Below are 26,510 nucleotides of genomic sequence, written 5' to 3' on the forward strand. Positions count from 1 at the left end.
CCCGATCGAAAGGAACCCACCATGACCGACTCGCAGCCCGACCGGCTCGCCCTGCTCGAGGCGCGCCTCGAACAGGCCGAACGGCGCCTCGCCGCAGCCGAGGACCAGATCGCCCTCTGGCGGATCGTGGCCAGCTACGGCCCCGCCGTGGACAGCGGCTCGGCCGAGGTCACCGCCCAGATGTGGACCGAGGAGGGCGTGTACGACACCTACCCGGTCGTGCTCAACGGCCGGGACGCGCTGCGCGGCATGGTCACCGGTGAGCGGCACCAGGCCCTGATCCACTCCGGCGCCGCCCACCTCATGGGGCTGCCGCACATCGTCGTCGACGGCGACCAGGCCGTCGTGACGAACTATTCGCAGCTCGTGCTCAGCGCACCCGACCAGAACGGCTACCGGATCTGGCGTACCGGGTCCAACCGGTGGGAGTTCACCCGCACCGACGAGGGCTGGAAGGTGACCCACCGCTGGAATCGCCAGCTCGACGGCACCGACGAGGGCCGCGACATCCTCGCCCGCGCCGTCGAATCCGAGGCCTGAGGCCGTGCGCATCGGCCTCAGCTCCCCGGTCCTGGCCGACTCCGGGCCCCGGCCCCCGTGGGAGGCCGAGGCCGGGGTCGCCGAGTTGCGGAAGGTCTTCACGACCGCCGACCGGCTCGGGTACGAATTCTTCACCTGTCCGGAGCACGTCAGCGTGTCACCAGGGCTGGCGCGAGGTGAACGCTTCTACGACCCGGTCGCGACCTTCTCGTACCTCGCGGCGATCACGGAGCGGATCCGCTTCCTGCCGTACGTGCTCGTGCTCGGGCTGCACCATCCGCTCGAGTTGGCCAAGCGGTACGGCACCCTCGACCACCTCAGCGGCGGACGGGTCGTCCTCGGGGTCGGCGTCGGCAACCTTGAAGAGGAGTTCGCGCTGCTCGGGCGTCCGTTCGCCGACCGCGGGCCACGGGCCGACGACGCCCTGCGGGCCCTGCGGGCGTCCCTGTCGGTACGGCTCGCGACCTACCACGGGGAGTACTACCACTTCACCGAGCAGGTGGTCAGCCCGCACGCGGTTCAGGAGAAGGTTCCGATCTGGGTCGGTGGTCACAGCAAGCGTGCCCTGCGGCGCGCGGTCACCCTGGGCGACGGGTGGGCGCCGGCCCCCGTCACGTATCGCGGACCGGACCTGGAGACCCTGCCGCGGATGCTCGCCGAGCACGACCTGCCGGAGGGGTTCGACGTCGTCATCACGCCTCCGGCTCGCCTCGACCCGACGGGTGCCCCGGAGGCCGCGCTCGACCTCGTCGGCCGGATCGGCGAGGCGGGGGGAACCGTGGTCAACCTCGTCGTACGGCACCGTGACCTGGCCGAGTACCTGGACCAGCTCGCGGCGGCAGCCGAGCTCTTCGGTCTCGACCGCCGCGACTGAGCACGGCCGTGGAGGCCGGGGCCCGGCGTCGAGCCCCGGCATCCACGGTCAGGCCTCGTTTGGCATGTTCGACCAGCCCTTGCGGTCGGTACGCGCGTACCAGCCCGAGGCGGCCAAAGTCCCTCCGTCGACGGGGATCGTGTGCCCGGTGACGAAGCGGGCGTCGTCGCTGGCGAGGAACTCGACGACGGCTGCGTAGTCGTCGGGCTCGCCGAAGCGCCCGACGGGGATCCACGTACGGACCAGTTCCGGGTCGCGTCCGCGCAACATCGCCGCGGCCGGCGTCTGGGGCGTGTCGGCGAGGTCGGGCGCGATCGCGTTGACCCGCACCCCGTGGCCGGCGACCTCGACGGCGAGGCTCTTGGTGAAGGCGCTGACCCCGGCGTTGTAGGCGGAGTACGGGGCGCACGCCGGGATACCCCGGAAGGCCTCGACGGTCGAGTTGTTGACGATGGCGCCACGGCCTCGATCGACCATGCCGGGCAGCAGCGCATGGGTCATCGCGAGCACGTGCCACAGGTTGATCTCGTAGAGCGCCTGCCACTGCTGGGGTGTCGAGTGCAGGAAGGTTTTGGAGGCCGGGCGGAAGTCGCCGACGTTGTTGACGAGCACGTCGACCCGCCCCGAGTCGACGGCCGCCGCGGCGGCGACCGCGATGGCGACACCGTCAGCGGTGCGTACGTCGGCGAGGACGACCTCGACCAGGCCGTCGGCGCTACGGATGTCCGCGGCGGTGCGGGCGGCGGCCTCACCGTCGATGTCGACGAGAACGACGTGGGCGCCCGCGGCGGCGAGACGACGGGAGATGCCGCCGCCGATCCCGAGGGCGCCGCCGGTGACGACCGCGATCTGGCCCTCGAGCCTGCGGGTGGCGCTCATCTGCCGGTTCCTTCCTCGTCGGCCCTGGTCAGGGAGACGCGGTGGCGTTCGATCCAGTTGACGGTCACCGCGCGACGTGTGAAGGCCCATCCTTCGTCGGTACGCGCGTACTCGTCGTCGTAGTGCAGAAACCAGACGAGGTCCGAGGGCCCGTCGCGACCGGGGAGCAGGTGGTGGGCCGTGCCGCGCACCCGGCCACGGGCCCCGGTCGGCGTCGGCAGGTAGCGCGTCCCGGCCACGACGTGGGTCGTCGCCAGGGTGCCGGCGAGTGCCCCGAACGCGGCCACGACAGCGGGACGGCCGACGTGGGACACGTGGGGGTCGAGGTGCGCCGGCGGCTCGGGGACCACGAGGACGCCGTCCGGGACGAACAGCGCGCCGACCGCTGCGGCGTCACGGTCGTCGGCGGCCGCGGCGTACGCCTCGGAGAGTGCGCGCAGCGCCGCGAGGTCGGCCGCGTCGAGGCCGGTCACGCCGCGGGAGCGGTTGCCGCGCGCACGACCTGGACGAGCTCGGCGACGGCACGCTCGCAGTCACCGCGGGTGTAGCCGAGCAGTGCGGTCTCGGCCGGATCCGGTTCATAGGCAAGGACGTTCCCGCGGCCCTGGACGATCATCGAGTCGGGCATGAAGGGGTGCGGCTCGTCGAGCTCAGCGATGGTGCGGTTGCCCCCGGCCGCGTCGACGAGCAACTGGAAGAACTGCCTGAACGTGAGGTTGGCGTCACCGACGAGGTAGGCCGCCCCCGCCGTGCCGCGGTCGAGCGCGCCGCCGATCGCCTCGGCCAGGGACCGGACCGACATGTAGTTCGTGCCGCCAGCCGGGGCGTGGTCGGGGATCTGCGGCTCGTTGCCGGCCGCCCAGGACACCATGCGACGGTAGCGCCTGGCCGTGATGCCGGGGATGGCACCGATGATCGAGGGCGGGTTGAGGGTGCAGACCGTGAAGGAGTCGTCGGCCAGCGCCCGGGCTCCCTCGTCGGCGTCGCGCCGGGCGGCGACGTAGGCACTGGAGTCGGCCAGGGCGGGTCGCAGGTGGTGGTAGTAGCTGCCGACCTGGACGAAGCGGGAGACACCCGCGCTCTTGGCGAGTGCGGCGAAGGCCGGCACCCCCGCGCTCTGGGTCTCCTTCCAGAACGCCGTCTCGTCCACGTCGCGGGGTAGGTGGCGTACGTCCTGCCCCGCAGCGAAGACGACAGCGTCGAAGGGGGCCAGGTCCTCCCGGGTGAAGGTCTGGCGGGTGTAGTCCCCACGGAGGACGGGCAGGTCGGCGACGGGTGAGTCCGCATCGACCGCCCCTCGGGCGGCGACGGTGACGTTGTCTCCCCGATCCCGCAGGTGAAGGGCAGTGTGGACCCCGATCATGCCGGTTCCACCGACCACGAGTACCTCCATCGCGAGGTCTCCTTGCGTAGTGAGGCGACTCCCCGCCGTGAATCTGGGAGCCGGCATGACTTCCGAACCAACCAACCAAGCGATTGGTAGGTTAGCACGAGAGGCTGTGATCGGGAACAACGGTGAGTGGGCAGGCGGCAACGTCCGGCGTAGCGCAGCGGTCATCACGGGGCGGACCGGTCTTCTCCTAGGGCGGCCACATCTGACACCGTGAACCGTGCGCCAGCGCCCGGCGCGGTTACCGAGCGCTACGGACATGCCTGCACCGCGCTCGGACAGCGGCTAAAATGAGTACGCCATCCATGGCACGGCGCCGGCCTGGCGGAGGGTCGGTGGCGCGTGGGACCCTCCCGTCATGCGTATCACCGCGCCCTCGCGACGAAGGTCTGTGCACCGGTTTGCACGGCGACGTTGGGGTCTGCGACAAGGTTGAGGTACCAAGCGGGATGCCGGTCCGCTCCGGCGTTGGAAGCGGCCACTACGTAGCGTTCACCGTCTCGAATCGCGGAGGTCCCGGCTGTCGTAGGCCAGGTCGTCGTACCCGAAGAGCTCCTCGGCGAACTCGCGAAGGAAGGCTCGTTTCACCGAGTACTCCGCGCGCTCACTGCCGTACCGGGAGCTGGTCGGCGCGAGGATTCCGGAGGGAAAGACATGCTGGAAGCCCGGATGCGTCTTGACGCTCGAGGCAGGCCCGGTTGCGGGGTCGGTGACAGCGGCTCCGGCAACAGCGACCGCGAGCAGCAGCACGATCCAGAGCGGGACGGCGCCGACGTCGCGCGGTTCGGGTCAGGTGGTGCCGCGGACGACGAGCGTCGTCGGCAACACGGTCGGCTTGGGCGGGTCGTCGCCGCCGTGCAGCATGGCGACCAGCGCCTCGGCGGCGGCCGTGCCGAAGCCGGGCTTGTTCTGGGCGACGGTGCTGAGCCCGGGCGGGATCAGCGCGGCCACCTCGATGTCGTCGAAGCCGACAATCGCAATGTCGTCGGGGATCCGTAGGCCGGCCGCCTGGGCCGCCCGCATCGCGCCGACAGCCATCTCGTCACCGGCGACGAACACTGCGGTAGGGCGGTCGTCGAGGGCGAGCAGCCGGTCCATCGCGGCGTGACCGCCGTCGAGATAGAAGTCTCCCTCGACGACGTGGCCGTCGGCGAGCGGCAGGCCGGCCCCGGCCAGCGCGGCCCGGAAGCCGACGAGCCGTTCGGCTCCCGGCCAGGTTCGCAGCGGGCCGGTGATGGTGGCGATGCGCCGGTGGCCGCGTTCGACGAGGTGGCGCACGGCGAGCGCCGCGCCGCCGGCATTGTCCGAGGTGATGTAGGTCGACGTCGGGCCGTCGACCCGCAGGTCGAGAGCGACGCACGGCACCTGGGCTTCGACGAGGGCGAGCACGGCCGGGTCCCGGGTGCCGTTGTCGATGATGACCGCGCCGTCGAGGTTGTGCTGGCGGACGGCGCGCACGTATCGCTGCCCGTCGTCGGGCCCCGCCGCGTCGTGGCCGGCGAGCATGAGCAGGTTCAGCCCGTGCGCGCTGAGCGCCGTCTTGAGCGCGACGAGGATCTCCTGCAGGAATGGGTGGCGCCATCCAGGGCGGCGATGGTCGGTGTCCCATACCAGGCCCACCATGTTGGATTTCTTCGTGGCGAGCGTCCGGGCCGACCCGTTCGGCAGGTAGCCGATCTCGGCGGCCAGGTCGAGGATGCGCTGGCGGGTGTGCTGGCTGACGACCTCGGGGGTGTTGAAGACGCGGGACACGGTGGCGACGGACACGCCGGAGCGGCGCGCCAACTCCCTGATAGTGGTCAATGTGGTGCCTTCTCTGTAACCGGTTTCACGACCGTAGCGCCAGCGATGTCCGCCGGTCAACCCGCATCGACCGTTACCGTTTCGTAACTTGACACCCCCTAGCCGAACCCGTTCACACTTCCCAGGAAAGGCGCTCGCCGGCGGTCACCCGCAACTCGGCCGGCATCCGATCTTCATCCAACTCCACCCACCCCCACCACCATCGCTTCGCCGACCATGTAACCGGTTTCAAGTAACCGGTTACATCGCACGAAAGGGTTCCCTGGCATGCACCCAAACCGACTGTTGCGACTGGCGGCGGCCACCCTGGCCGCCGGAGTACTGCTGACCGCGTGTGGCACCGGCACCGGCACCGAGGGAGGCTCCGGCGGCGGCAACGAAAAGATCACCCTGAACGTCAACCTGTTCGGCAACTTCGGGTACCAGGACCTGTACGCCGAGTACCAGAAGTCGCACCCGAACATCACGATCCAGGAGCGCACGGCCGCCTACAACGACCATCATCGCGACCTGATCACCCACCTGGCCACCGGCTCCGGCGCGGGCGACATCGAGGGCGTCGACACGGGCTTCATCGCGCAGATGCGCGAGCGGGGCAACCTCTTCGTCGACCTGGGCAAGGACCGCCAGTCCGAGTACCTCGACTGGAAGTGGGCGGCGTCGCTGGCCAAGGACGGCAAGCAGGTCGGGTACGGCACCGACGTCGGCGGCCTGGCCATCTGCTATCGGCGTGACCTGTTCGAGAAGGCCGGCATGCCGTTCGACCGCGACCAGGTGTCGGCCGCCTGGGGCAGCGGCTGGGACCAGTACATCGAGTTCGGCAAGCGGTACGCGGCGAAGGCCCCGGCCGGCAGCGCCTTCTTCGATGGCGGAGGCCAACTGTTCAACGCCATCATCGGCCAGGCCCCGGTCGGGTACTACAACGAGGACAACGCCATCGTCGTGGGCACCAGCCCCGATGTCCGAAAGGCCTGGGACCTGACGGTGAAGGCGATCCAGAGCAACCTGTCGGCCAAGCTGATCGGCAGCTCGCAGGAGTGGAACAACGGCTTCGCGAAGGACCAGTTCGCCACCATCGCGTGTCCGGCCTGGATGATGACCAAGATCAAGGACCAGGCGAAGCACGCCGCCGGCAAGTGGGACGTGGCGAGCGTCCCGGGCGGCGGCGGCAACTGGGGCGGCTCGTACCTCACCGTTCCCAAGCAGGGCAAGCACATCGAGGAGGCCAAGAAGCTCGCGGCGTGGCTGACCGCCCCGGAACAGCAGGCCAAGGTGTTCACCGCGCGGGGCAACCTGCCGTCCATCCCGGCTCTGTACGACAAGCCCGACATTGCCCAGTACAAGGACGCCTTCTTCAACAACGCACCGGTGGGCCAGGTCTTCACCACCGCGGCGAAGCAGCTCAAGCCCCAGTACCAGGGCCCGCGAGCCGGAGACGTGCAGACCACCATCCGCGACGCCCTCGTCCGCATCGAACAGGGCAAGCAAAGCTCCGACGAGTCCTGGAAGCAGATGGTCAGCGACGTCGAGCGCCTCGCCAAGTAACTCGACCCGCGCCGCCGGCGGTCGCCCCTGACCGCCGGCGGCGCCCGGCGACGAAGGATCGACGATGGCCACCTACCTCCACCAGGCCCGGCGGGCCGGCCTGAGCCGGCTCGACACCAAGGGCTCGCCCTACCTCTACATCCTGCCGTTCTTCCTGCTGTTCGGTGCGTTCGGGCTGTTCCCGCTGCTGTACACGGCGTACGTCTCGTTCAATGACTGGGACCTGCTCGACTCCGGGTCGCACCGCTGGGTCGGCCTCGCGAACTACCGCGAGATGCTGCAGGACGCGTACTTCTGGAACGCCCTGGGCAACACACTCAGCATCTGGGTGCTGTCCACCGTGCCGCAACTGCTCGCCGCGCTCTGGATCGCCCACCTGCTCAACCACCGGCTGCGGGCCCGCACCGCGCTACGGATGGGCGTGCTGCTGCCCAACGTCACCTCGATCGTGGCGGTGACGATCGTCTTCACCCAGCTTTTCGGCCGCGACTTCGGCATGGTCAACTGGGCGCTCGGCCTCGTCGGCATCGGCCCGATCGACTGGCAGGCCAACACCTGGAGCTCCCACCTGGCCATCTCGTTCATCGTCGCCTGGCGGTGGACCGGCTACAACGCCCTCATCTACCTCGCCTCGATGCAGGCGATTCCGCACCACCTGTACGAGGCCGCCGACCTCGACGGCGCGTCGCAGGCTCAGCAGTTCAGGCGGATCACCGTCCCGATGCTGCGGCCGACGATCATCTTCACCACGGTGATCTCGACGATCGGCGGCCTGCAGATCATGGCCGAACCCCTGCTGTTCGCCAGCTCCCAGACGCCCACCGGCGGCTCCGACCGGCAGTTCCAGACCGTCGCCCTGTTCATGTACGAGCAGGGGTTCCGGGAGTTCCGCTTCGGCTACGCCTCGGCGGTCGCCTGGACGCTCTGTCTGGTCATCGCCATCTTCGCGATCATCAACTTCCTGCTCACCCGGCGCATCGCCAAGGACGAGGACTGAGGAGAACGCCGTGACCACCCTCGCGGACCCCATTCAGACCGGCACCACACCCTCGCCGCCGCCACGCCGGTCCCACCGGCGCCGGAGCTTCGGGTACCCACGCAAGGGCTCGGTCTGGAGCTACGGCGCCCTGCTGGCGGTCGTGGCCGGGTCGGTCTTCCCGCTCTACTGGTCCATCGTCGTGTCCTCGCAGACCAGCGACGCCGTCACGAAGGTGCCGCCGGCCCTGGTGCCCGGCGGGCACCTCTTCGACAACATCGCGCGCGTGTTCGACACGACCGACTTCGGCCGAGCCCTGGTGAACTCCTTCATCGTCAGCGGCTCGATCACCGTCTCCGTGGTGTTCTTCTCGACCCTGGCCGGGTTCGCCTTCGCCAAACTGCGGTTCCGAGGCCGAAAGGCGCTTCTCGTCGTGGCCATCGCGACCTCGATGGTGCCGCACCAGCTCGGCATCATCCCGCTGTACATCCTGATGGCCGACCTCGGCTGGACCGGGCGCCTCACCGCCGTGATCGTGCCCGGGCTGGTAACCGCGTTCGGCGTCTTCTTCATGACCCAGTACCTCGGCCGCGCCGTACCCGACGAACTGCTGGAGGCCGGCCGCGTCGACGGGTCCAGCACGTTCGGCCTGTACTGGCACATCGTCCTGCCGGCGGCCCGCCCCGCCGCGGCGGTGCTCGGGCTGTTCACCTTCATGCAGGCGTGGAACGACTTCTTCTGGCCGTTGGTCGTGCTGCAGAACAACGCGACCGTGCAGGTGGCGCTCTCCGCACTGGCCAGTGGCTACACCACCGACTACACCCTGACGCTGACCGGCACGTTGCTCGCCACGCTGCCGATCCTCGTCGTCTTCATGCTCCTCGGCCGGCATCTCGTCGACGGCATCATGCAGGGGGCGGTGAAGGGATGACCACCACATCCGAAGGCGCCGCCGCGGCCGCAATCCAGCCGGACCTGCCCGAGCTGCCGGACCTGCCGGCCGGCTTCAGCTGGGGCGCCGCCACCGCGGCGTACCAGATCGAGGGGGCGGTCGACGAGGACGGCCGCGGGCCGTCGATCTGGGACACCTTCTGCCGCCGCCCCGGTGCCGTCGACGACGGCACCTCCGGCTCGGTCGCCTGTGACAGCTACCACCGCTGGCGGGAGGACGTGGACCTGCTGGCCGGCCTCGGCGTGGACGCCTACCGTTTCTCGGTCGCCTGGCCACGGGTCATGCCGGCCGGGCGGGGCGCGGTGAACCGGCGAGGCCTCGACTACTACGACCGGCTCGTCGACGCCCTGTGCGGGCACGGCATCCGGCCGTTCGTCACGCTGTACCACTGGGATCTGCCCCAGGCGCTCGAGGACGAGGGTGGCTGGCGGGTACGGGACACCGCCGAGTGGTTCGCCGAGTACGCCGCCGCGGTGGCGGGCGTCCTCGGCGACCGGGTCCAGGACTGGATCACGCTGAACGAGCCGTACTGTTCGTCGATCGTCGGCTACGCGGAGGGCCGGCACGCTCCCGGCACCGCCGAAGGACATGGTGCCCTGGCCGCCGCCCACCACCTGCTGCTCGGGCACGGCAGGGCGGTCGCCGCAGTCCGGTCCGCCGCCGGCCCGCGGTCGCGCGTCGGCATCACGCTCAACCTCTCCCCCGCCGTGCCGGCCAGCGATACCGAGGCCGACCGGGCGGCGGCGGATCGGCAGGACCTCATGCTCAACCGGCAGTTCACGGATCCGGTGCTGGGCGGCGCGTACCCGCCCGGGTTCGAGCGGCTCTACGCCGGGGTGAGCGATCTGTCGTTCCGCCGGGACGGTGACCTGGCGGTGATCTCCACGCCGCTGGACTTCCTCGGTGTCAACTACTACTACCGGGTGCACGTCGCCGACGCCCCGTACGAGCAGCCCGACCCGGCGCTGCGCAGCGCGTTCGACATCGGGGTCCGGCAGCTACGGCCGGACGGGTTGCCCACCACCGACCTGGGCTGGCCGGTGGAGCCGCAAGGGCTGTTCGACACCCTGACCGGGCTCGCGGACCGTTACCCGGGCCTGCCTGCCGTGTACGTGACGGAGAACGGCTGCGCCGACCTGCGGGACGGACCCGAGCCGGACCCGGAACGGATCTCGTTCGTGGCCGGGCACCTGGCGGCGGCGGCCCGTGCGGCCGCCGTCGACGACCGGCTCGATCTGCGGGGGTACTTCTACTGGTCGCTCATCGACAACTTCGAGTGGGCCCGCGGGTACGGGCCCCGCTTCGGTCTGGCCCACGTCGACTACGGCACCGGATCCCGTACGCCCAAGGCCAGCTACCACTGGCTGCGTGACCGCTTGCGGGCGTGGCGGGAACGCACCTCCACCTGAAGCGCCGCCCGCGGCTCGTGGCGGCAACGGTATGCGCGGTCACCCGGCAACGAACCGCCCCGGTTTCGGTGGAGTCGGTTTGTTTGACTCGTCAGGCGCTCAACCGCCAGTTGCCGAACGCCGCTACGCCGCTTCGCGACCGACCCGGCCCCGCGCATGCGATGCCCAGCACCCCGCGATCCGGACCTGCCCGTCGAGTTGGCAGAACGTCTGGCCACCGACCCGGACAGCACGGTTCGCCACGCGGTCGCCGACCACCCGAACCTGCCGGTCCACGTGCGTCGCGTCTTACTCGCGGATTCGAGCGAGTGGGTGGAGCAAGCCAGATGAGCTGCGGAATCAGGATGTAACAAGCTCTTCGATCATGAAGGCGGGGCGTGGGCGCCGGGCTCGCCTGGCGGGGCGTCGAGGGCCAGCCTCAGCGCCGCCTCGACCGGATAGACCGGGCAGTACAGCGGAGTGTCTGTGGCCGGCGGGGCCGCGTCCTTCGCCTCGAACGCCTTGCGGGCCCGGCCGAGGTCCGCGAGCAGGTCGGCCACTGACGGTTCCTTCTTCGGCTCCGGGGGCGCCGCCTCGACGGGTGCCTCCGTCTTCGGCGCCGTGACCGAGACGCCGAGCGCCGCCGCGGCGGCGTTGAGCCCGTCCTTCGGCATCGCGGCGGCCAGCGCCGAGAGGCGGCCGACGGCCTGGTCGGCGTACGCGGCGTCGACCGGCACCGCCGGCAGCTCGAACCGGGTTCCGGTCTGAGCGCCGAACGGGGCGTCGCGGAACACCCGGTCGCGGTTCTCGGCGTCGACGAGCACGTGGCGGCCGTCGTGGAGGTCGGCGTACAGGTTGGCGGCGAGCACGTTCCCGTCGAGCAGCAGGTTCTGGTCGGGCACGGTCGCGCGGACGGCGATGCTGTCGGCGAAGGCGAGCACGTTGGCCTCGACCCGCATGACACCCCGGCCGGAGATGTCCAGCAGGCAGCCGGTCGTGGACTGCCCGGTCGAGGCCCGGCCGGTGGGGTCGGCGGCGAACAGGACCGTGTTGCCGCGGATGGTCCAGGGGCCCGCGCCGGGTGCCTGGATACGGACGGCGGTGCCGCTCGTGTTGACGACCACGTTGTTCTCGAACGTCCCGTACGCCGCACTGAGCTGCACGGCGCAGTACGCCGCGTTGGCGAAGACGCAGTTGCGCACGGTGATGCCGCCGCTGCCGCCGCGCAGGTCGAGTAGCGCCGCCGACTGGGAATGGCCCGCGTCGAGGGCGCCGCTGTCGGCGTACGCGTTGTAGGTCGCCCCGTCGAACATGAACCCGTCAAGGATGAGGCCCTCCCCCGAGTCCTCGCCGGTGAGCACCGGATCGCCGAAGATGCCCTTCGCCTTGGTCTCCGGAGTGAGCACGAAGCGCACGGGGTGTCGCCAGGGGTCGCGCGCGGCGAACTCGGCGTCCCACCCGCCCAGCAGCGTCAGGTTGCGTACGGGGATGCGCCACGTGCCCGACCGCAGGCGGCCCGTGTACTCACCTGCGGCGACGAGGATGCGGTCGCCCTCGGCGGCCTTTTCGAGGGCCTGGAACGGGTCGCGGAACGGCGCCTCGCGGCTGCCGTCCCCGCCGGAGGATCCGGCTCGCACGAACCAGTCGCGGCCGGCCGGCCGGGGCGGCTCGGGGGCCGTGACGTCGAGCACGGGCGCGAGGGAGTCGAGGACGATGGTGGCGCTCTGACGCCCGCCGGGCGGCGTGAGGCGATACGTGCCGCGGAGCAGGTACGTGGACTCGACGTCGAGGCCGCGCGAATACCGTACGGCCTCCTCAGTCTGGTGATGGACGAGGCCGTAGCGCGGGGCGAGCGCCCACCACGGGCTGTTGTCGGTGCCGGGCTCGTAGACGGCGACGCCGATGTGCGTCTCCGCGAGCTCGGGGAGGATCTGCGTGTTCTGGTCGAAGCCGACCCCGGCCCGCACCTGCACCGGGGCTCCGGCGAGCGCCGGGTCGGCCTCGTAGAGCCGCGCCCAGTCGACGGCCTGGTACGCCGGACCGGCCGGGAGCTCGGTGAACGGCTCCGGCGCCGCCAGGTCGGCGGGGTGCGCGCCCGGCGCCGCGCCGACCGCGAGGGCGAGCACCTCGGCCGGGGCGAGCCGGCGCATGACGGGCCGCTGAACATCACGGTCTGATGTGGACGACAGCTCGCCGAGGCCGGCCGATTTCCGCAGCGCGTTGAGGGCGGCGATCGGCGGGCGCTCGTACGTGACGGCGACGTCCACCGTGTACGTGTCGAGCCACGCCGCCGGGAGCCCGGTCAGCTGTGGGTCGCCGACGGTGTTGCCGGCCGCCGAGCGCAGGCCGACGTCTTCGAGCTCCGCGGCGTACTCCTCGGTGAGCTCGGCCTCCGCGCCCGACACCCGGCTGCGCACGATGTCGCGCGGTGTGGCGAAGAACAGGTTGCGGTCGATGGCGATCTGCCCGACGTCGCGCAGGCAGGCGACGGCCGCGTTGCCGCAGCCGACGAACACGTTGTCGGCGATCGCGGCAGCGCCGTTGACCCGTACGCCGACGGCCCGGTCGGCGCCGGAGCCGCGCGGCGGGTCGGAGTCGTCGTGGGCGAAGGCGAAGGTGTTGCGGCTGACCGCGGCCGGGGCCTCGGGGGCGCCGTCGCGGACGGTGAGCAGGCTGAGGCCGACGCAGTTGACGACGATGTTGTTCTCGAAGACCACGGAGTCGCCGCCGAGCTCGACGGCGCCGGAGCTGCCGTTGGCGAAGCAGCAGTCGCGGACGGTGATGCGCTCGCCGCGCAGGCTCACCAGCGGGCCGTCCCCGTAGGAGGCGCGCTGCAGGCCGCCCTGCTCGTCGTAGTCGTCGCGCCCGGCCCCGTCGAAAAACAGCCCGTCCAGGACGAGGCCGTCGTGGCCGCCGATGCCCTGGAGCATGTTCGGCTCGTTCGGGACGCGCAGGCGGGTCTTTGCCGCGAAGACCGTCGGTGTCTGCCAGGGGGTACGGCGGGCGAAGTCGGTGCTGTATCCGCCGAGCAGGGTCAGCTCGGGGGTGTCGACGACCCACGAGGAGCGCTCGCCACGCCCGGTATAGGTGCCCGCCGCGATGTGGATGCGGTCGCCGGGCGCAGCCTGCCGCAGCGCGAGCCACGGGTCGTGGAACGGCCGGGCCCGGGTGCCGTCGCCGACCGGGCCGCCCGCCGCGACGAAGAGGTCGGTCATGACTTCTTCACCTCGTCGTCGGCTTCCTCCGTCTTGTCCGCGAGCAGCTTGAAGCCCACCTTGACCGCGTCTCTGACCTGTGCGAACGCGGCGAGGCCCGTCTGCTTGTAGGGTCCCTCGGCCAGGTCCTTGACGTATTCCTCCTCGGTCGCCAGCAGCGACTCCAGGGATTCCGAGGCCTTCTCCAGCTCCTCGTTGAACTTCGCCAGCGTGCCCGGATCATCGGTCAGCTGGGCGAAGGCGTTGGTGCTCTCCTCCACGAGCGTGGGGAAGAGCTCGTCGTAGAGCTTGCTGGACTGCTCCTTGGCCGCCTCGGCCCGCGTGTCGAGCCCTCGGTCGAGGACGTTCTCCTTCATCCAGTCCCAGTCGGTGGCCCGGTAGTCGCCGGACGCGCCGATGCCGCGCCAGTTCCCCGCCGCCTCGGCGCCGCGGGCGAAGAGCTTGTCGATCCAGTCCTCGTCGAGCTGTTCGCGGGCCGCGGTCAGCAGCTTGATGTTGTCGACCACCGTCTGCTTCGCGGCACGTTTCTGCTTGGCCGCCATGAGGTTCTCCGCGGTGAGCTTCTCGAAGTTCTTGATCGCCTCGTTGGCGGCTTCCTTGGACGACGGGTCCTTCATGAATAGGACGATCAGGCGGGCGCCCGAGGTCGGGAGGTATTTGACGAGCAGGCTCTTGACCGTGTCCTGGATGGAGCCGAAGTTCTTGAGGAGCAGCTGCTCGACGATCGCGTCGTTGCTGCGCGCGTTCTTGAGGTCCTCCTCGCACTTCTTGATGAGCGCGAGGTCGGCCTCCAGGACCTTGCTCATCAGCGTGGCGACCTCGGGGACGTCGAGCCGGGCGACCTGCGCCCAGATCTTGCGCTCCCCGGCGAGGAAGTCACGCGGGCCGACCGCGGTCCACCGTTCGTCGACGGACATCGCGTTGGCCTGGCTGTCCTCCAGCACCGACCGGATGTCCGATTCGAGGCGCTCCATCAGCGCCTCGGCCTGCTCGCAGTTGGTCTCCCACCGGTCGGTCAGGCCGTCATAGCCCGGTTGCTCCAGCTTGGAGAGCATCTCCTCGAACAGCTTCTCCCGATCGGTGTCGAAGCGTTCCAGCAGATCCAAGACCTTGTCGAGGATGTCCTCCTCGAACCCCGTGGCGCGCATCCGCTGCTCAACGAGCTCGCGGGCGTCATCGACATCTTCCACAAATTTCAGCGTAGGAGCCCTCGGTCACCCGAGGCAGTCGTGAACCCGATCCCTGCCAGATCAAGGATCCGACCTATGCCACCGCTCGGTGAAGACTGACTCCGGAAGTCGTCGACTCTTCGGGAGTGCACCATGTCATCCCTGTTCAGCGGACCGATACTTGGTGTTCGTGCCTTACCGTCCCGTGCGGTCACTCCCCCAGGAACGCACGGACGAGCCTCAGTTGAGGGCGTAGATCTCCGCGGCCGACGTCCACGGGTTGCCGGCGACCTCACTCACGGCACGCAGTCGCAAGTACTGCCCGGTCTCCGCGGTGAACCGGACGTCCTTCTGGCTCGCGTCGTTGGCGAACGCGCCAGTGACCACGACCGTTCCCCAGTTGGTGCCGTCGGTGCTGACGTACACCTCGTACTGGCCGATGCGTCCGTTGGCCGCGCCGGAGCCGCCATCCTGCCGGGGCAGGTAACGCAGGCCCGAAACGGAGTAGCTCGCGCCCATGTTGATCTGGATCTCGTGCGGCGCCGGGTCACTGCCGCCGGTGTACTTCGTGTGCCAGATCGTGCTGAGGTTGCCGTCGAACGCGTTGGTCGCCGCCCCCCGTTCTCGGCCGCCGTCTCCTGGCTGTCGACGTACCGCACCGACCAGCCGGTGCGCGGGACGACGCCGCCACCGGGCGCGCAGGTGGTGGTCAACTGGTGCGCGCCCCGGTCGGGACGTCATCCCGCGGTGACCGCTCCGCCGAAGAAGTCCCGGCTGCCCGGGTTCGTCATGACCTGGCCGCTGGCCAGGGCCGGCGAGCCGGCCCGCAGCCGGTACCCACCGGCGTTGCTGATCGAGGTGGCGGTGCCCGGACCGACCATCAGCGGGTCCGCCGTGCTCTTGGCCCCCTCCGGCTGAACTACCAGCCGGAAAACGCAAACGGTGCGCGCTGGAGTGGATCTCAGCGCACACCGTGGGGTTATCGTTTGTGTCCGAGGGGGGACTTGAACCCCCACGCCCTATACGGGCACTAGCACCTCAAGCTAGCGCGTCTGCCATTCCGCCACCCGGACCTGCACGTACCAGCCTACCCGGTCGACCGATGTGAGCTGCTCGCCGCATCGGCCGGCCTGGCGGGCCGCACGGGGGATTACTGTACACGGCCCAGAACGATCATGCACATCAGCTCCATCACGGCACGTTTGAGCAGGTCAGCGGCCATAAGAATCGCGTGGGTAGCGCGCAACAGCCGATTCCGGGCAGCATTGCTCACGTGTCCCACCCCTCCCCGTTGATCGCCACTCAACACCAGGCCCTCGCGCTGCGCGCCGCGGGTGACCTGACAAGCGCCCGCCGCCTGCTCGCCGACGCGATCGTCGCGGCCCGCCCGGCATACGGCGAGGACCACCAGGACGTCCTGGCCACCGGACACCTGCTGGCCCGGCTGCACCGCGAGGCCGACGATCCGGCCGCCGCCCGGCGCGTACTCGAAGAGGCCTACGCGGCCGGCGAGCCTCGCCGCGGCGAGGCCGACCCGCTGATGCTCGCGCTCAGCTTCGACCTCGCCGGGGTGGCCGAGGAGTTGGGCAACCGGCACGAGGCCCGCCGCAACTACAGCCGCGTGGCGACCGCCGGGCCCGCCGTGCTCGGTCCGGACCACCCAGCGGTACGCGCAGCCCGCCAGTACCTCGGCGGCTCCGCCGCCGCTCCCGCGGGCTACGGCCCCTTCCCCGGCGGCTCCGCCGCCGCTGCCGGACCGCACCCCGCCCCGTCCCTGCCCGCACACCCGCATCCGGGTCCGCCCGGACACCCGAATCCGAGCCCGGCCCAGCCCGGGCACCCGGGGCAGGCCCGAACAGGACGACCCGGTCCCGCTTCGCCCGGACACCCCGGGCACGGCCTGTCCGAGCCCACCGTGTCACTGGCAGCGATCACACCGCCCCACCCGCGCACGCCCTCCCGGCCCGCCGCGCCTGCCCCGGGTCCGCGGGCACCCGGCTCGCAGTGGGCTCCCCGCCCCGGGCCGGCGGTCCCGGTGGCCGGCTCCGGACAGCCGCCTCAGTCCGCGCCGGACCCGCGGACCGCTCCCCCGATCGCGCCCACCCCGCCGCCCCGGCCGCCCGCCGTCACGCCGAACACTCCCGCGAGCCCCTGGGCGCCGCCCGTGCCACCGGAAGAGGCGACGACCCGGTTCGCGCCGATCGCGGAGGAGGCGACCGCCCGGTTCCCGGTGGTGCCCGTCGAACCCGCCGCCCCGGCGAGGCCCTCGTCGGCTGCCGGAACGCCCTCGCAGATTCCCGGTGTCCGCCCGGTACCTCCGTCCCAAGGGGTCACCCCGGTTCCGCCGGCCCAGGACGGTGCCCCGGCGCAGCCCGGAACGTACGGTCGGCCGCCCGCCGCTTCCGCCGTCACCCCGGCACCTCCCCGCGCTCCGGCCGCCGTACCCCCGCGTCCGGCGCCCCCGCCGGGGCCCGCGACCGCGCCCGGACGGCCGACGACGCCCGGAGCCGCCGCCGCGTCCCCGCTGCCGCCACCGCCCGTCATCCCGCCGCCGCCCGCGACGCCGCGCACCGAGGCGCCCTCCACCGGGACCACCCTGCCGCCGTCGCGGCTGCCCGCTGCGGGAGCGGTACCGCCACCGCCACCGGCGGTTCTGCCGCCGGCATCGCGCGTCGTGGCGCCGGGGAGCGGCGCCCTGCCCCCACCACCACCCGTTCCGGTCGTGCCGCCGGTGGCCGCACCGGCCTCGGCCCCGCCCGCCCCGACCCCCAACGCACCGCCCCCGGTAGCCGCGTCCGCACCGCCTCCGGTCACCGCTCCGGACTCGGCATCCCCGTCGGTGCCCGCCACCCGGCCGGCGGCGGAACCGGCTCCGGCCGCCGCCACCGCACCGGCGCCGCCCGCGTCCGCCGCCCCGTCCGGGCCCACGCCCGCCCAGCGGCCGGCACCGGCTGCCGAGGCCGTTCCCACTCCCCCGCGGCACGCCGCGGCTCGGGTGGACGGCACCGGGACGAGCGGCGCCGGAGGAGGTACGACACCCCCCGTCCCCGGTGGACCGGGCTGGGACAAGCCGACGATCCAGGTACGGCAGATCGGCCCGCTGCTGGAGGAGGAGGCGGCGGCGCGCAGGGCTGCGACGGCGGTCTCCGACGCCCCTGCCACACCCGAAGCGACCGGCTCCAACGGCGACGCTCCGGCCAGCGCACCAGCGGTCAGCGGAGCACCGGTCAGCGCGCCCCCGGCGAGCAAGGGCTCGGCCGATCCGTCACCGGTCAGCGGGTCGCCCGCCGACGCGCCGCCGTCCGGTCCCACACCCGCCGGCCCCTCCCCGGCCGGCTCACCGCCGGTCAGCGCACCGCCCGTGGGCACGTCGGCGCATCCGGTGAGCGCGCCGCCCACGCACCCGACGGGCGGCGGTTATCCGCCACCGGTCAGCGGCCCGCCCGCTCCCACCTACCCGCCACCGATCAGCGCACCACCCGCACCCGGCTACCCCTCGCTGGCCAGCACGCCACCCGGGCCCGGGTACCCGCCACCGGTCAGCGGGCCGCCCGCCGGGTACCCGCCGGTCAGCGCTCCGCCCGGCACCTATGCGCCGCCCGTGAGCGGACCACCCGCCGCGCCGGTCAGCGCTGCGCCCGTCAGCGGTTCCTCCGTACCGCCGTGGGGCATGGTCGCGCCGCCGTGGAGCAGCGCTGCCCCGTCCCAACCGGTCGACCGGTCCGCCGGGCCCGAGGCCGCGCCGGATACGGACGAGCCGGCAACCGCCGATCCGGCGGCTGAGCCGGAGCCGAACCGGCCGATGACGATCTACGAGGACCTGCTGGACTTCCCCGAGCCCTCGCGACCGGAGCCGCCGGGCCAGCGGGGCCAGCCGGAGCAGGGCGCCTGGCCGGCGGCCCCGACGATGTTCCACCAGCCGCCGCCGGCTCACCCGCTGGACGCGTACCCGATGGAGCCGGAGCGGCCGGGCCGCAACCGCATGGTGCTGGCCCTGGTCGTCGGCGGCGCGGTACTCGCCGTACTGGCGGCGGTCGGCGCGGGCGCGGTGTTGCTGGACCGGGAGGCGGCGCCGCCGCCGGCCCCCGTGCCCGCGTCCGGCGCCGCGTCGCCGGAGGTGGCCGGTCCGCCGCCGGGGAACCTGGCGTTGCGCGACGACACGACCACCGTCACGGTGACCTGGACCGATCCGACGAACGGCGGGGTGCCGTTCGTGGTGGCGGGTGGCCGGGCCGGGCAGAAGCTCGGGGTGATGGCGACTGTGGACGCCGGGCAGACGCGGTACACGGTGAACGGGCTGAGCGCGAAGCTGGACTACTGCTTCACCGTGCTGGCTGTCTACTCGACCACCTCGTACGCCACCTCGGGTCAGGTGTGCACGGACCGCGAGGGTGGCGGCACGGCGAACTGAGCGCCCACGGGCGACACGCTCGGTGTCCACAGGAGGACGGTGCGGGTTTCACCGGCTCCGGGCGGCACCTATGATGGCTCCCGGCTCTGGGGAGGGTCGGCCGTGCGCATCGCCCCTCCCCCACCGACACGGGGAGGCAGCCGGCAGTGACCACCATCGAGGACGTCACGGGCACCGGGCCGGCGCCGGCCCGTCCACGGTCGCGGATGCGCGGCGGACTGGTCACCATCGGCACGGTGACCGCGCTGCTGGCCGCGATGGGTCTGACGGTGCTCGGGCTGGGCGCCGCCGACAACGCGGTGGCGAGCTTCGACGCGTCGTCCTGGTTGTGGAGCACCACTCGCAGCGAGCTGGCCCGGGTCAACGGCGTCACCGCGCGGGTGGACACCCGGATGGAGGTGCCGGGCGGGCGGCGGCACCAGATGCAGGTGGCCCAGACCGACCGGCTGCTGATCCTGCGCGACCTCAACACCGGTCGGGTCAGCTCGCTGGACCTGGCGACGTTGCAGATCACCGCCACGACGCCGACCGCGCCGGGCCTCGGGGTGAGCGTGGCGCTGCACGAGGACACGGCGTTCGTGGTGGACGCGGTGCAGGGCATCGTCCGGCAGCTCGACCCGCGGGCGCTGACGCCGGTGGGCGAGCCGGTCCGCTACCCGCCGGGCATCGCGGGCGGCACGTTCGACGGCGCCGGCAAGTTGTGGGTCGCGGTGCCGAGCGAGGGCACCGTCTCGGCGGTCACCGCCGCCGAGCTGCCGGAGAGGCCCGGTGACGCGCCGCCGCCCGGGTTCAGCCCGAAGCGGGTCGAGACGTACGACGTGGCCGAACCGGCGCACGACCTGGTGGTGTCCACGCTGGACGAGGGCGTGGCGGTGCTGGACCGCACCTCGGCGTCGCTGGTGACTGTGGTCGGCGGGCAGACGAAGCGGGCGGAGCTGAGCATGACCGCGCCGGGCAACCTGCCGACGCGTACCAGCGGGCCGCAGGTGCCGGTCACGGTCTCCGGTGAGCGGGCGGTGCACGTGGTGCGGGACAGCCGCGAGGTGAAGCGGTTCACCGTGCCCGGCACGGGTGCCCGGTTGAGCCCGGCGGTGGCGTGGGCGGGCCGGTTCTACTGCGCCGACGAGAACACCGGCACGGTGTACGCCTTCGACGGCGAGGGGCAGCTCGTGCAGACCGTCAAGGGCGCCGGCCGCCCCGGCCCGGTCGAGCTGGAGGTGCGCGAGAACCACCTGTTCATCAACCCGCCGGACTCGTCCACCGCGCAGGTGGTCGACGACCGCAACCAGGTCCGTGAGGTCGACAAGTACGCGAACGACGTGCTGGGCGGCGACCCGCCGCCGGTGGCCCCGCCGCCCCCGCCGAAGAAGCCCAAGGTCAGCAAGCCGGGTGCGCCGAAGTCGGTGACCGCGGCCGCCGGTGACGCGTCCGCGCGGGTGAGCTGGCAGGCCGCCGCGTCCAACGGCGCCGAGATCACCCGGTACGTGGTGGAGGGCGCCGGTCAGACCCACCAGGTCGGCGCGAACCAGCGCGCGTTGGAGATCACCGGCCTGACGAACGGTGAGACGTACACGTTCTCGGTGCACGCGGTGAACGCCAAGGGTGCGGGGCCGGCGCGGCGCAGCAACCCGGTGGTGCCGACCGCCGAGGTGCCGGACCCGCCGGCGGCGGTGACCGCGGAGGCGCGGCCGGACGGCACGGTGCGGGTGAGCTGGCCCGAGGCCGACGGTCAGGGCAACAAGATCGCGAAGTACGCGGTGACGGCGACCTCGGCGGGCGCGAGCGCCCCAGCCGGCGAGTCGGCGAAGACGGAGCTGGTGGTGCCGGCCGGGCAACTGGAGTACGGCACCCAGTACGCGTTCACCGTGGCAGCGGTCAGCGACTCCGGCGCGGGGTCGAAGGCGTCGCCGGTGAGCAACACGGTGGTGCCGTTCACCGTGCCGAAGGCGCCGACCGAGCTGCGCGCGTCCACCGTCGCCGACCAGCCGGGCACCGTCGCGGTGCAGTGGTCCCCGGCGGTGGAGAACGGCCGGCCGGTGACGAAGTACCTGGTCGAGGCGGCCGGGAAGTCCGTCGAGGTGACCGATGTGCGGGCCACTGTGGGCGGGCTGGGCAACGGCCAGAACGTGACGGTGAAGGTCAAGGCGGTGAACGAGGCCGGGCCGGGACCGGAGGCGAGCACGACCGCGCGGACGGTGGCGCAGCCCCGGATCACGGTGACCGGCTCGTCGGCGGACGCCACGTCGGTGACCGTGACGTTCACTGTGGACGCGGGCGGCGGGCGGGCCACCTGCACGGCGGCGACCGGCGGGAAGACGGCGAGCGGCAGTTGCTCCAGTCTGCGGGTGACCGGGCTGACGCCGGGTACCGCGTACACGGTGACGCTGACCGCGAGCAACGCCGCCGGTAGGGGCACCGCCTCCCGCGCGCAGGGCACGGACCCGCTGTACGGCGTCGCCACCTGCAAGAACGGTCCGGACGGCGATCAGCGGACGTACTGCGACAGGGACGTCGACGGTCGCAACGGCAACGAGATCTTCGAGGTTCCGCGGCAGGACAACGACCGGCAGGCGGGCTGGGTGCCGGACGGCCGGCGGCTGCGCACGTACTGCAAGGTGAAGGGCGAGGAAGTGGACGCCTGGATCTACAACAACAACAAGAAGAGCACCTGGTGGATCCAGGTGGAGTACAAGGGCAAGACGTACGTCCCGTGGGCCTGGCTCAACCTGGAGGGCGGCGACGACCTCGGCGTCCTGCCCACCTGCTGACCGCACGAGAGGCGCATCCGTGAACACGCACGAACCGCTGAGCCAGCCGGAGGTGCAGGGCTTCGCCGCCCTGGCCGCCCGGCTGGCCGACAACGTCAACGCGGTCGTGCTGGGCAAGCCGCAGGTGGTGCGGCTGGCGCTCACCGCGCTGTTCGCGCAGGGGCACGTGCTGCTGGAGGACGTGCCGGGCGTCGGCAAGACCACGCTGGCGCGGGCGATCGCGGCGACGGTGAAGGGGCAGTGGCGGCGGATCCAGTTCACGCCGGACCTGCTCCCCTCCGACGTGTCCGGGGTGACCATCTTCAACCAGGCCAGCCGGGGCTTCGAGTTCCACCCGGGGCCGGTGTTCGCCAACATCGTGATCGCCGACGAGATCAACCGGGCGTCGCCGAAGACGCAGTCGGCGCTGCTGGAGGTGATGGAGGAGCGGACCGTCACGGTGGACGGCGTACGGCACCCGGTGCCGCAGCCGTTCCTGGTGGTGGCCACGCAGAACCCGGTGGAGATGGACGGCACCTACCGGCTGCCCGAGGCGCAGCTCGACCGGTTCCTGGTGAAGCTGTCCGTCGGCTACCCGGACGAGGCGGTCGAGGTGGAGGTGCTGCGCGGCGCCACGGTCCGCTCCCCCGACTCGCTGAGCCCGGTCACCGACACCGCGACTGTGGGCGGGATGGTGAAGATGGCGCAGCGGGTGCACATCGCCGAGCCGCTCTACGCGTACGCGGTGCGGCTGGCCGCGGCCACGCGTACCCATCCGCAGGTGCGGGTCGGGGTGAGCCCGCGCGGGGTGATCGCGCTGACCCGGGCGGCGTGCGCGTACGCGCTGATCGACGGCCGGGGCTGGATCATGCCGGAGGACCTGAAGGCGCTCGTCGAGCCGGTGTTCGCGCACCGGCTGCTGCTCACCCCCGACGCGCAGGTACGCGGAGTCACGCCCGCCGAGGTGCTGCGCCAGGCGGTCGCGTCGGTGCCGGTGCCGTTGCCGACGGGCCAGGCCGCAGCGGTACACGGCTGAGCGTGGGGATCACCGCCCGTGGGGTCGGGTTGCTCATCGCCGCCCTGGTGCTGCTCGGCGTGGGGTTCCGGTACGCGTACCCGGAGCTGACGGTGCTCGGCGCGGCGGCCGGCGTGGCGGTCGGCTACGCCGTGGTGAACGCGGCCTGGCGTCCCCGGCTGAGCGTGCGGCGGCGGGCCGATCCGGACCGGGTGGCCCGGGGTGAGCCGGCGGCGATGGAGCTGACGGTGCGCAACACCGGCCGGCTGCGGGCGGCGAACCTGGTGGCCGAGGACCGCTGCGCCGGGTCGCTGGTGCCGGTGCCGCTGCTGCGGTTGCGTCCGGGCCGGGACACTGTGGTGCGGTACGAGGTGCCGACCCAGCGGCGCGGGGTGGTGCCGGTGGGGCCGCTACGGGTGGTGCGCCGGGATCCGCTGGGCCTGGTGGCGCTGGCGCGCGGCTACGGCGGCACGGTGCCGGTGTGGGTGCACCCGCGGATCCATCCCCTGTCCGCGGTGCCCACCGGCGCCGGGCGCAGCCTGGACGGACGCACCGACGGCGTGCCGCACGGATCGATCACGTTCGACTCGCTGCGGGAGTACGTGGTGGGTGACGAGTTGCGCCGCGTGCACTGGCGCACCAGCGCCCGGGTGGGCGAGCTGATGGTGCGGGAGAACGTGGACACCAGCCTGCCGTGCCTGGTGGTGGTGCTGGACAACCGCTCGTCCGCGCACCCGGGCCGGGCCGGTGGTCTGGCGGAGTCGTTCGAGTCGGCGTGTGAGGCGGCGGCGTCGGTGGTGGCCGCCGCCGTGCGGGAGGACCTGCAGGTGCACCTGCTGCTCGTCGTGCCGGCCGAGGTGGAGCCCGCCGGCGCGGCCGGGCCGCTGGACCGGCTGGCCGCGGTGGAGCTGGCGGACACCGGGCCGGACGTGCTGCCCGCCGCGACCGGGCGGCTGCGCCGGGACCGGCTCGGCGACACGCTCGTCTTCCTGACCGGACCGGGTGGCCGGGACGACCTGGGGCACGTGGGCGCGTTGCGCGGCGCGTACCCCTCGGTGGTGGTGGGGATGTTCGGCGCGGACGGGCCGACGCCGGCCGGCGCGGCGGGCCTGACGGTGCTGGACGCGGCCGACGGCGCGGCGTTCGCCGCCGAGTGGGACGGGGTCCGCCGGTGGTGACGCCGCTGCGGACCGGCACGGCGGCGGAGCGTGTGGTCCGGGCGTTGCGGGCCGCGCCGGTCCCGGCCGCGCTGGTCGTGTTGGTCGCGCTCTCCGGCGTGGTGCTGGGCCGGGTGTACGCGGACCCGCTGCCGGCCCGGCTCATGGCCGGTGCGGCGGCCGGCTCGGTGCTGGTCGGCGTGGCCGCCCGGCGGCTGCCGTCCTGGCTGGTAGCGCCGCTGTCGGTAGCCGCGCTGACCGGGTGGACGCTGCTGTCGCTGCGGCTGGCCGCCGCGCACGCGGCACTGCCGGGAGGGCTCGGCGAGGTGGCCGCCGACGCGGCCCGTAACGCGATCCCCCGGCTGCTCACCGCGATGATCCCGGTCGAGCCGGCTCCGGACACGGTGCTCGTCCCGGTGGTGGCGGCCTGGCTGGCCGGGCTGACCGCCGCCGAGGTGGCGCTGCGGGCCGGGCGGGTGCTGCTGGGCTACCTGCCGCCGGCCTTGCTCTACGCCGGCGCGCTCTACGTGGTCGGGCCGAACGCGGATCCGGCGATCGGCCCGACTGTGCTGTTCGCCGCCGTCGCGGCGGCCGGCCTGGCGGCAGCCGGGCGTCGTGACGGCCCGGCGCCCGATCCGGTCGCCGGTCTGACCCCTGCGGTACGCGCGGCGGTGCGCCTGCGGCTGGTGGCGGCGAGCGCGGGCGGGCTCGCGGTGGTGGTGGCGCTGGCGGCGCTGCTCGCCCCGGTGGTGGCCGCCCAGGTCGACGAGCGGCCGGTCGACCCGCGCCGCTACGTGGAGCCGCCGAAGGTGGAGTCGCTGGACGAGAACCCGCTGATCCGGATCTCCGGGTGGGCGCTGAACCCGGACCAGCGGCTGCTCGACGTGCGCACTGTCGCGGGCGCCGGCGACGGCGGGCCGCCGCGGATCCGGCTGGCGGTGCTCAGCGACTACGACGGGGTGACCTGGCGGGTCGGCGCCACGTACCGCAACGCGGGGCGGATCCTGCCCGCCGCCGAGCCGGCACCGGGCACGGACACCGACGAGGTACGCCAGCAGATCACTGTCGGCGACCTGACCGGGCGGCTGCTGCCGGCGGTGCCCACGCCGCGCGAGGTGACCGGCGCGCGGGTGGCGTACGACCCGGCGACCGGGACGCTGATCCGGCCGGAGGGGCTCGCGCCAGGGCTGCGGTACGAGGTGTCCTCGGTGCGGGAGCGCCCGGACCCGAACCTGCTGAGCACGGCGAACGTGCCCGCCGGTGACGAGGTGGCCCGGGTGCTGCGGGTGGCAGACGGGGCGCCGGAGCCGCTGCGAAGGCTCGCCACCCAGCTCGCCGAGTCGAACGGCGCCCCGTACGCGCGCGCCGACGCGATCGCCACGTTCCTGGCCGAGCACTACCGGGTGACAGCCGACGCGCCCAGCGGGCACGCGTACCCGAACCTGGCGTTCTTCCTGTTCGGACCGCGTAACGGCGGCGGGCAGCGGGGCACCTCGGAGCAGTTCGCCGCCGCGTTCGCGGTGCTCGGCCGCCTCACCGGCCTGCCGACCCGGGTGGTGGTCGGGTTCGAGCCCGACGGCGACGGTCCGGTGCGGGCCGCCGACGCGTACGCCTGGCCGGAGGTGCTGTTCGAGGGCGTCGGCTGGGTGCCGTTCGACCCGATGCCGCGTCCGGACTCCGAGCCCCGCCCGGTGGAGGAGGACTTCCGGCCGCGGCCGGAGGATCCACCGCCGTCGGAGGTGCCGGCGCCCACTGAGGAGCCGAGCGCCACGCCCCCGGCCGCCGCGTCCGCCCCCGGCCGGGGCGAGAGCGGGCTCGGTACGCCGGTGCTGGTCGGTGGCGGCGTCGGCGGGCTGGTGCTGCTGGTCGGCGCGGTGCTGGCGGCGCTGTACGCGATGCGCCGCCGGCTGACCCGCTCCCGCCTCGACGCCGGTGATCCGCGGGCGCGGGTCGCGGGCGCGTGGCGGGAGCTGACCGACGCGCTGCGCCTGGCCGGGCACCCGGTCGGACCGGACCTGGCGGCGGCGGAGGTGAGCGAACGGGCCCGCCGCGTGCTCGCCGGCGCCCGCGCGACGCGGCCCGGAGCGGTGCCCGCGGCCGGGAGCCGGGAGCCGGGGTCAGACGTGCCTGTGCACGGCCCCGGCGGTGGGCGGATGCCCGGGCCGGAGGGGGACGTGGGCGAGCTGGCCGGCCTGGTGAACCGGGTCGCGTTCGCCCCGGGCAGCGTCGATCCGGCCCAGGCGGACCGGGCGGCGGCGGTGGCGGCCGATTACGTCGCGGCGCTGCGGGCGGCCCGGTCCCGGCCGGGACGGCTGCTGTGGTCGCTGCACCCGGGCCCGTTGCGCTGGCGCCGCTGACCGGCTCGGCAGCGGGCTGGGCCGTGCGAGGGGACGCTGTCGCCCGTCGGCGCGATGTCACAAACGACTCAGCTCGAAAGGCGCCCACGGAG

The 26,510-nt window shown here is 72.8% G+C and carries 22 protein-coding genes, 1 tRNA gene and 1 pseudogene; 14 read left to right on the top strand and 10 right to left on the bottom strand.

Going from position 1 to position 26,510, the window contains the following annotated elements; translation table 11 throughout:
• Positions 1–21: 21 nt before the first annotated feature.
• Both ACFYO8_RS24015 and ACFYO8_RS24020 read left to right on the top strand, forming a co-directional pair.
• A complete protein-coding gene (locus tag ACFYO8_RS24015) occupies positions 22–540 on the top strand; it encodes a nuclear transport factor 2 family protein (RefSeq protein ID WP_354874526.1) in 519 nt (172 codons plus the stop codon).
• A gap of 4 nt (positions 541–544) precedes the next feature.
• Positions 545–1,414, top strand: a complete 870-nt coding sequence (locus tag ACFYO8_RS24020) for a TIGR03619 family F420-dependent LLM class oxidoreductase (RefSeq protein WP_355097086.1) — start codon at positions 545–547, stop codon at positions 1,412–1,414.
• Positions 1,415–1,462: 48 nt separating this feature from the next.
• On the opposite strand, the gene ACFYO8_RS24025 is transcribed toward ACFYO8_RS24020, so the two are convergent.
• The 6 genes from ACFYO8_RS24025 to ACFYO8_RS24050 all read right to left on the bottom strand — a co-directional run bounded on the left by ACFYO8_RS24025 (position 1,463) and on the right by ACFYO8_RS24050 (position 5,486).
• Complete coding sequence (locus tag ACFYO8_RS24025; protein WP_387257555.1) at positions 1,463–2,293, bottom strand: SDR family NAD(P)-dependent oxidoreductase; 831 nt, start codon at positions 2,291–2,293, stop codon at positions 1,463–1,465.
• On the bottom strand, positions 2,290–2,766 hold the full coding sequence (locus ACFYO8_RS24030; protein ID WP_387257557.1) for a nuclear transport factor 2 family protein: 477 nt from the start codon (positions 2,764–2,766) through the stop codon (positions 2,290–2,292). Before ACFYO8_RS24030 ends, ACFYO8_RS24025 begins: the two co-directional genes overlap by 4 nt.
• Positions 2,763–3,686 carry an NAD-dependent epimerase/dehydratase family protein gene (locus tag ACFYO8_RS24035; protein ID WP_355095010.1) on the bottom strand — a complete coding sequence of 308 codons (924 nt, stop codon included), beginning with the start codon at positions 3,684–3,686 and terminating at the stop codon, positions 2,763–2,765. Before ACFYO8_RS24035 ends, ACFYO8_RS24030 begins: the two co-directional genes overlap by 4 nt.
• A 362-nt stretch (positions 3,687–4,048) precedes the next feature.
• Positions 4,049–4,165, bottom strand: a complete 117-nt coding sequence (locus ACFYO8_RS24040) for a nitroreductase/quinone reductase family protein (RefSeq protein WP_387257559.1) — start codon at positions 4,163–4,165, stop codon at positions 4,049–4,051.
• Positions 4,166–4,175: 10 nt separating this feature from the next.
• Entirely contained in the window at positions 4,176–4,433 is a 258-nt protein-coding gene (locus ACFYO8_RS24045; RefSeq protein WP_355095012.1) for a hypothetical protein, read from the bottom strand.
• 39 nt (positions 4,434–4,472) lie between these two features.
• Entirely contained in the window at positions 4,473–5,486 is a 1,014-nt protein-coding gene (locus ACFYO8_RS24050; RefSeq protein ID WP_073831689.1) for a LacI family DNA-binding transcriptional regulator, read from the bottom strand.
• A 267-nt stretch (positions 5,487–5,753) separates the two neighbouring features.
• Between ACFYO8_RS24050 and ACFYO8_RS24055 the strand changes: the two genes are divergently transcribed.
• From ACFYO8_RS24055 to ACFYO8_RS24075, 5 genes are all read left to right on the top strand, one after another.
• Positions 5,754–7,031 (top strand): extracellular solute-binding protein, encoded by a 1,278-nt coding sequence (locus tag ACFYO8_RS24055; protein ID WP_387257561.1) that lies wholly within the window; start codon positions 5,754–5,756, stop codon positions 7,029–7,031.
• A gap of 64 nt (positions 7,032–7,095) precedes the next feature.
• A complete protein-coding gene (locus ACFYO8_RS24060) occupies positions 7,096–8,028 on the top strand; it encodes a carbohydrate ABC transporter permease (RefSeq protein ID WP_030500465.1) in 933 nt (310 codons plus the stop codon).
• 10 nt (positions 8,029–8,038) lie between these two features.
• Positions 8,039–8,938 (top strand): carbohydrate ABC transporter permease, encoded by a 900-nt coding sequence (locus ACFYO8_RS24065; RefSeq protein ID WP_091427581.1) that lies wholly within the window; start codon positions 8,039–8,041, stop codon positions 8,936–8,938.
• Complete coding sequence (locus ACFYO8_RS24070) at positions 8,935–10,368, top strand: GH1 family beta-glucosidase (protein WP_355015272.1); 1,434 nt, start codon at positions 8,935–8,937, stop codon at positions 10,366–10,368. Before ACFYO8_RS24065 ends, ACFYO8_RS24070 begins: the two co-directional genes overlap by 4 nt.
• 156 nt (positions 10,369–10,524) lie before the next feature.
• On the top strand, positions 10,525–10,698 hold the full coding sequence (locus ACFYO8_RS24075; RefSeq protein WP_387257562.1) for a hypothetical protein: 174 nt from the start codon (positions 10,525–10,527) through the stop codon (positions 10,696–10,698).
• 32 nt (positions 10,699–10,730) lie between these two features.
• On the opposite strand, the gene ACFYO8_RS24080 is transcribed toward ACFYO8_RS24075, so the two are convergent.
• From ACFYO8_RS24080 to ACFYO8_RS24090, 3 genes are all read right to left on the bottom strand, one after another.
• Positions 10,731–13,562, bottom strand: coding sequence for a hypothetical protein (locus ACFYO8_RS24080; protein ID WP_387257563.1), 2,832 nt, complete (start codon positions 13,560–13,562; stop codon positions 10,731–10,733).
• Positions 13,559–14,752, bottom strand: coding sequence for a hypothetical protein (locus ACFYO8_RS24085; protein ID WP_124778837.1), 1,194 nt, complete (start codon positions 14,750–14,752; stop codon positions 13,559–13,561). Before ACFYO8_RS24085 ends, ACFYO8_RS24080 begins: the two co-directional genes overlap by 4 nt.
• A gap of 219 nt (positions 14,753–14,971) precedes the next feature.
• Positions 14,972–15,472, bottom strand: a complete 501-nt coding sequence (locus ACFYO8_RS24090; protein ID WP_355095020.1) for a discoidin domain-containing protein — start codon at positions 15,470–15,472, stop codon at positions 14,972–14,974.
• 6 nt (positions 15,473–15,478) lie between these two features.
• On the opposite strand from ACFYO8_RS24090, the gene ACFYO8_RS24095 reads away from it, so the two are divergent.
• Complete coding sequence (locus ACFYO8_RS24095; protein WP_355095022.1) at positions 15,479–15,649, top strand: hypothetical protein; 171 nt, start codon at positions 15,479–15,481, stop codon at positions 15,647–15,649.
• Positions 15,650–15,720: 71 nt separating this feature from the next.
• Here ACFYO8_RS24095 and ACFYO8_RS24100 read toward each other — a convergent pair.
• A tRNA-Leu gene (locus ACFYO8_RS24100) sits at positions 15,721–15,804 on the bottom strand.
• A gap of 200 nt (positions 15,805–16,004) precedes the next feature.
• Here ACFYO8_RS24100 and ACFYO8_RS24105 point away from each other — a divergent pair.
• The 6 genes and pseudogenes from ACFYO8_RS24105 to ACFYO8_RS24130 form a co-directional block, all read left to right on the top strand.
• Positions 16,005–16,178: pseudogene (locus tag ACFYO8_RS24105) on the top strand (hypothetical protein); the annotation flags it as partial.
• A 1,392-nt stretch (positions 16,179–17,570) separates the two neighbouring features.
• A complete protein-coding gene (locus ACFYO8_RS24110; protein ID WP_354873311.1) occupies positions 17,571–19,142 on the top strand; it encodes a hypothetical protein in 1,572 nt (523 codons plus the stop codon).
• Positions 19,143–19,348: 206 nt separating this feature from the next.
• On the top strand, positions 19,349–21,910 hold the full coding sequence (locus tag ACFYO8_RS24115) for a fibronectin type III domain-containing protein (protein ID WP_354873313.1): 2,562 nt from the start codon (positions 19,349–19,351) through the stop codon (positions 21,908–21,910).
• 19 nt (positions 21,911–21,929) lie between these two features.
• Complete coding sequence (locus tag ACFYO8_RS24120) at positions 21,930–22,925, top strand: MoxR family ATPase (protein ID WP_354873143.1); 996 nt, start codon at positions 21,930–21,932, stop codon at positions 22,923–22,925.
• Positions 22,926–22,927: 2 nt separating this feature from the next.
• Positions 22,928–24,082 carry a DUF58 domain-containing protein gene (locus tag ACFYO8_RS24125; RefSeq protein ID WP_354873145.1) on the top strand — a complete coding sequence of 385 codons (1,155 nt, stop codon included), beginning with the start codon at positions 22,928–22,930 and terminating at the stop codon, positions 24,080–24,082.
• Complete coding sequence (locus ACFYO8_RS24130; RefSeq protein ID WP_387188766.1) at positions 24,079–26,418, top strand: transglutaminaseTgpA domain-containing protein; 2,340 nt, start codon at positions 24,079–24,081, stop codon at positions 26,416–26,418. The genes ACFYO8_RS24125 and ACFYO8_RS24130 overlap by 4 nt, the downstream gene beginning before the upstream one ends.
• The last annotated feature ends 92 nt before the right edge of the window (positions 26,419–26,510 follow it).

Origin of the sequence: Micromonospora sp. NPDC005257, from assembly GCF_042872445.1 — a bacterium.
Lineage (GTDB): Bacteria > Actinomycetota > Actinomycetes > Mycobacteriales > Micromonosporaceae > Micromonospora.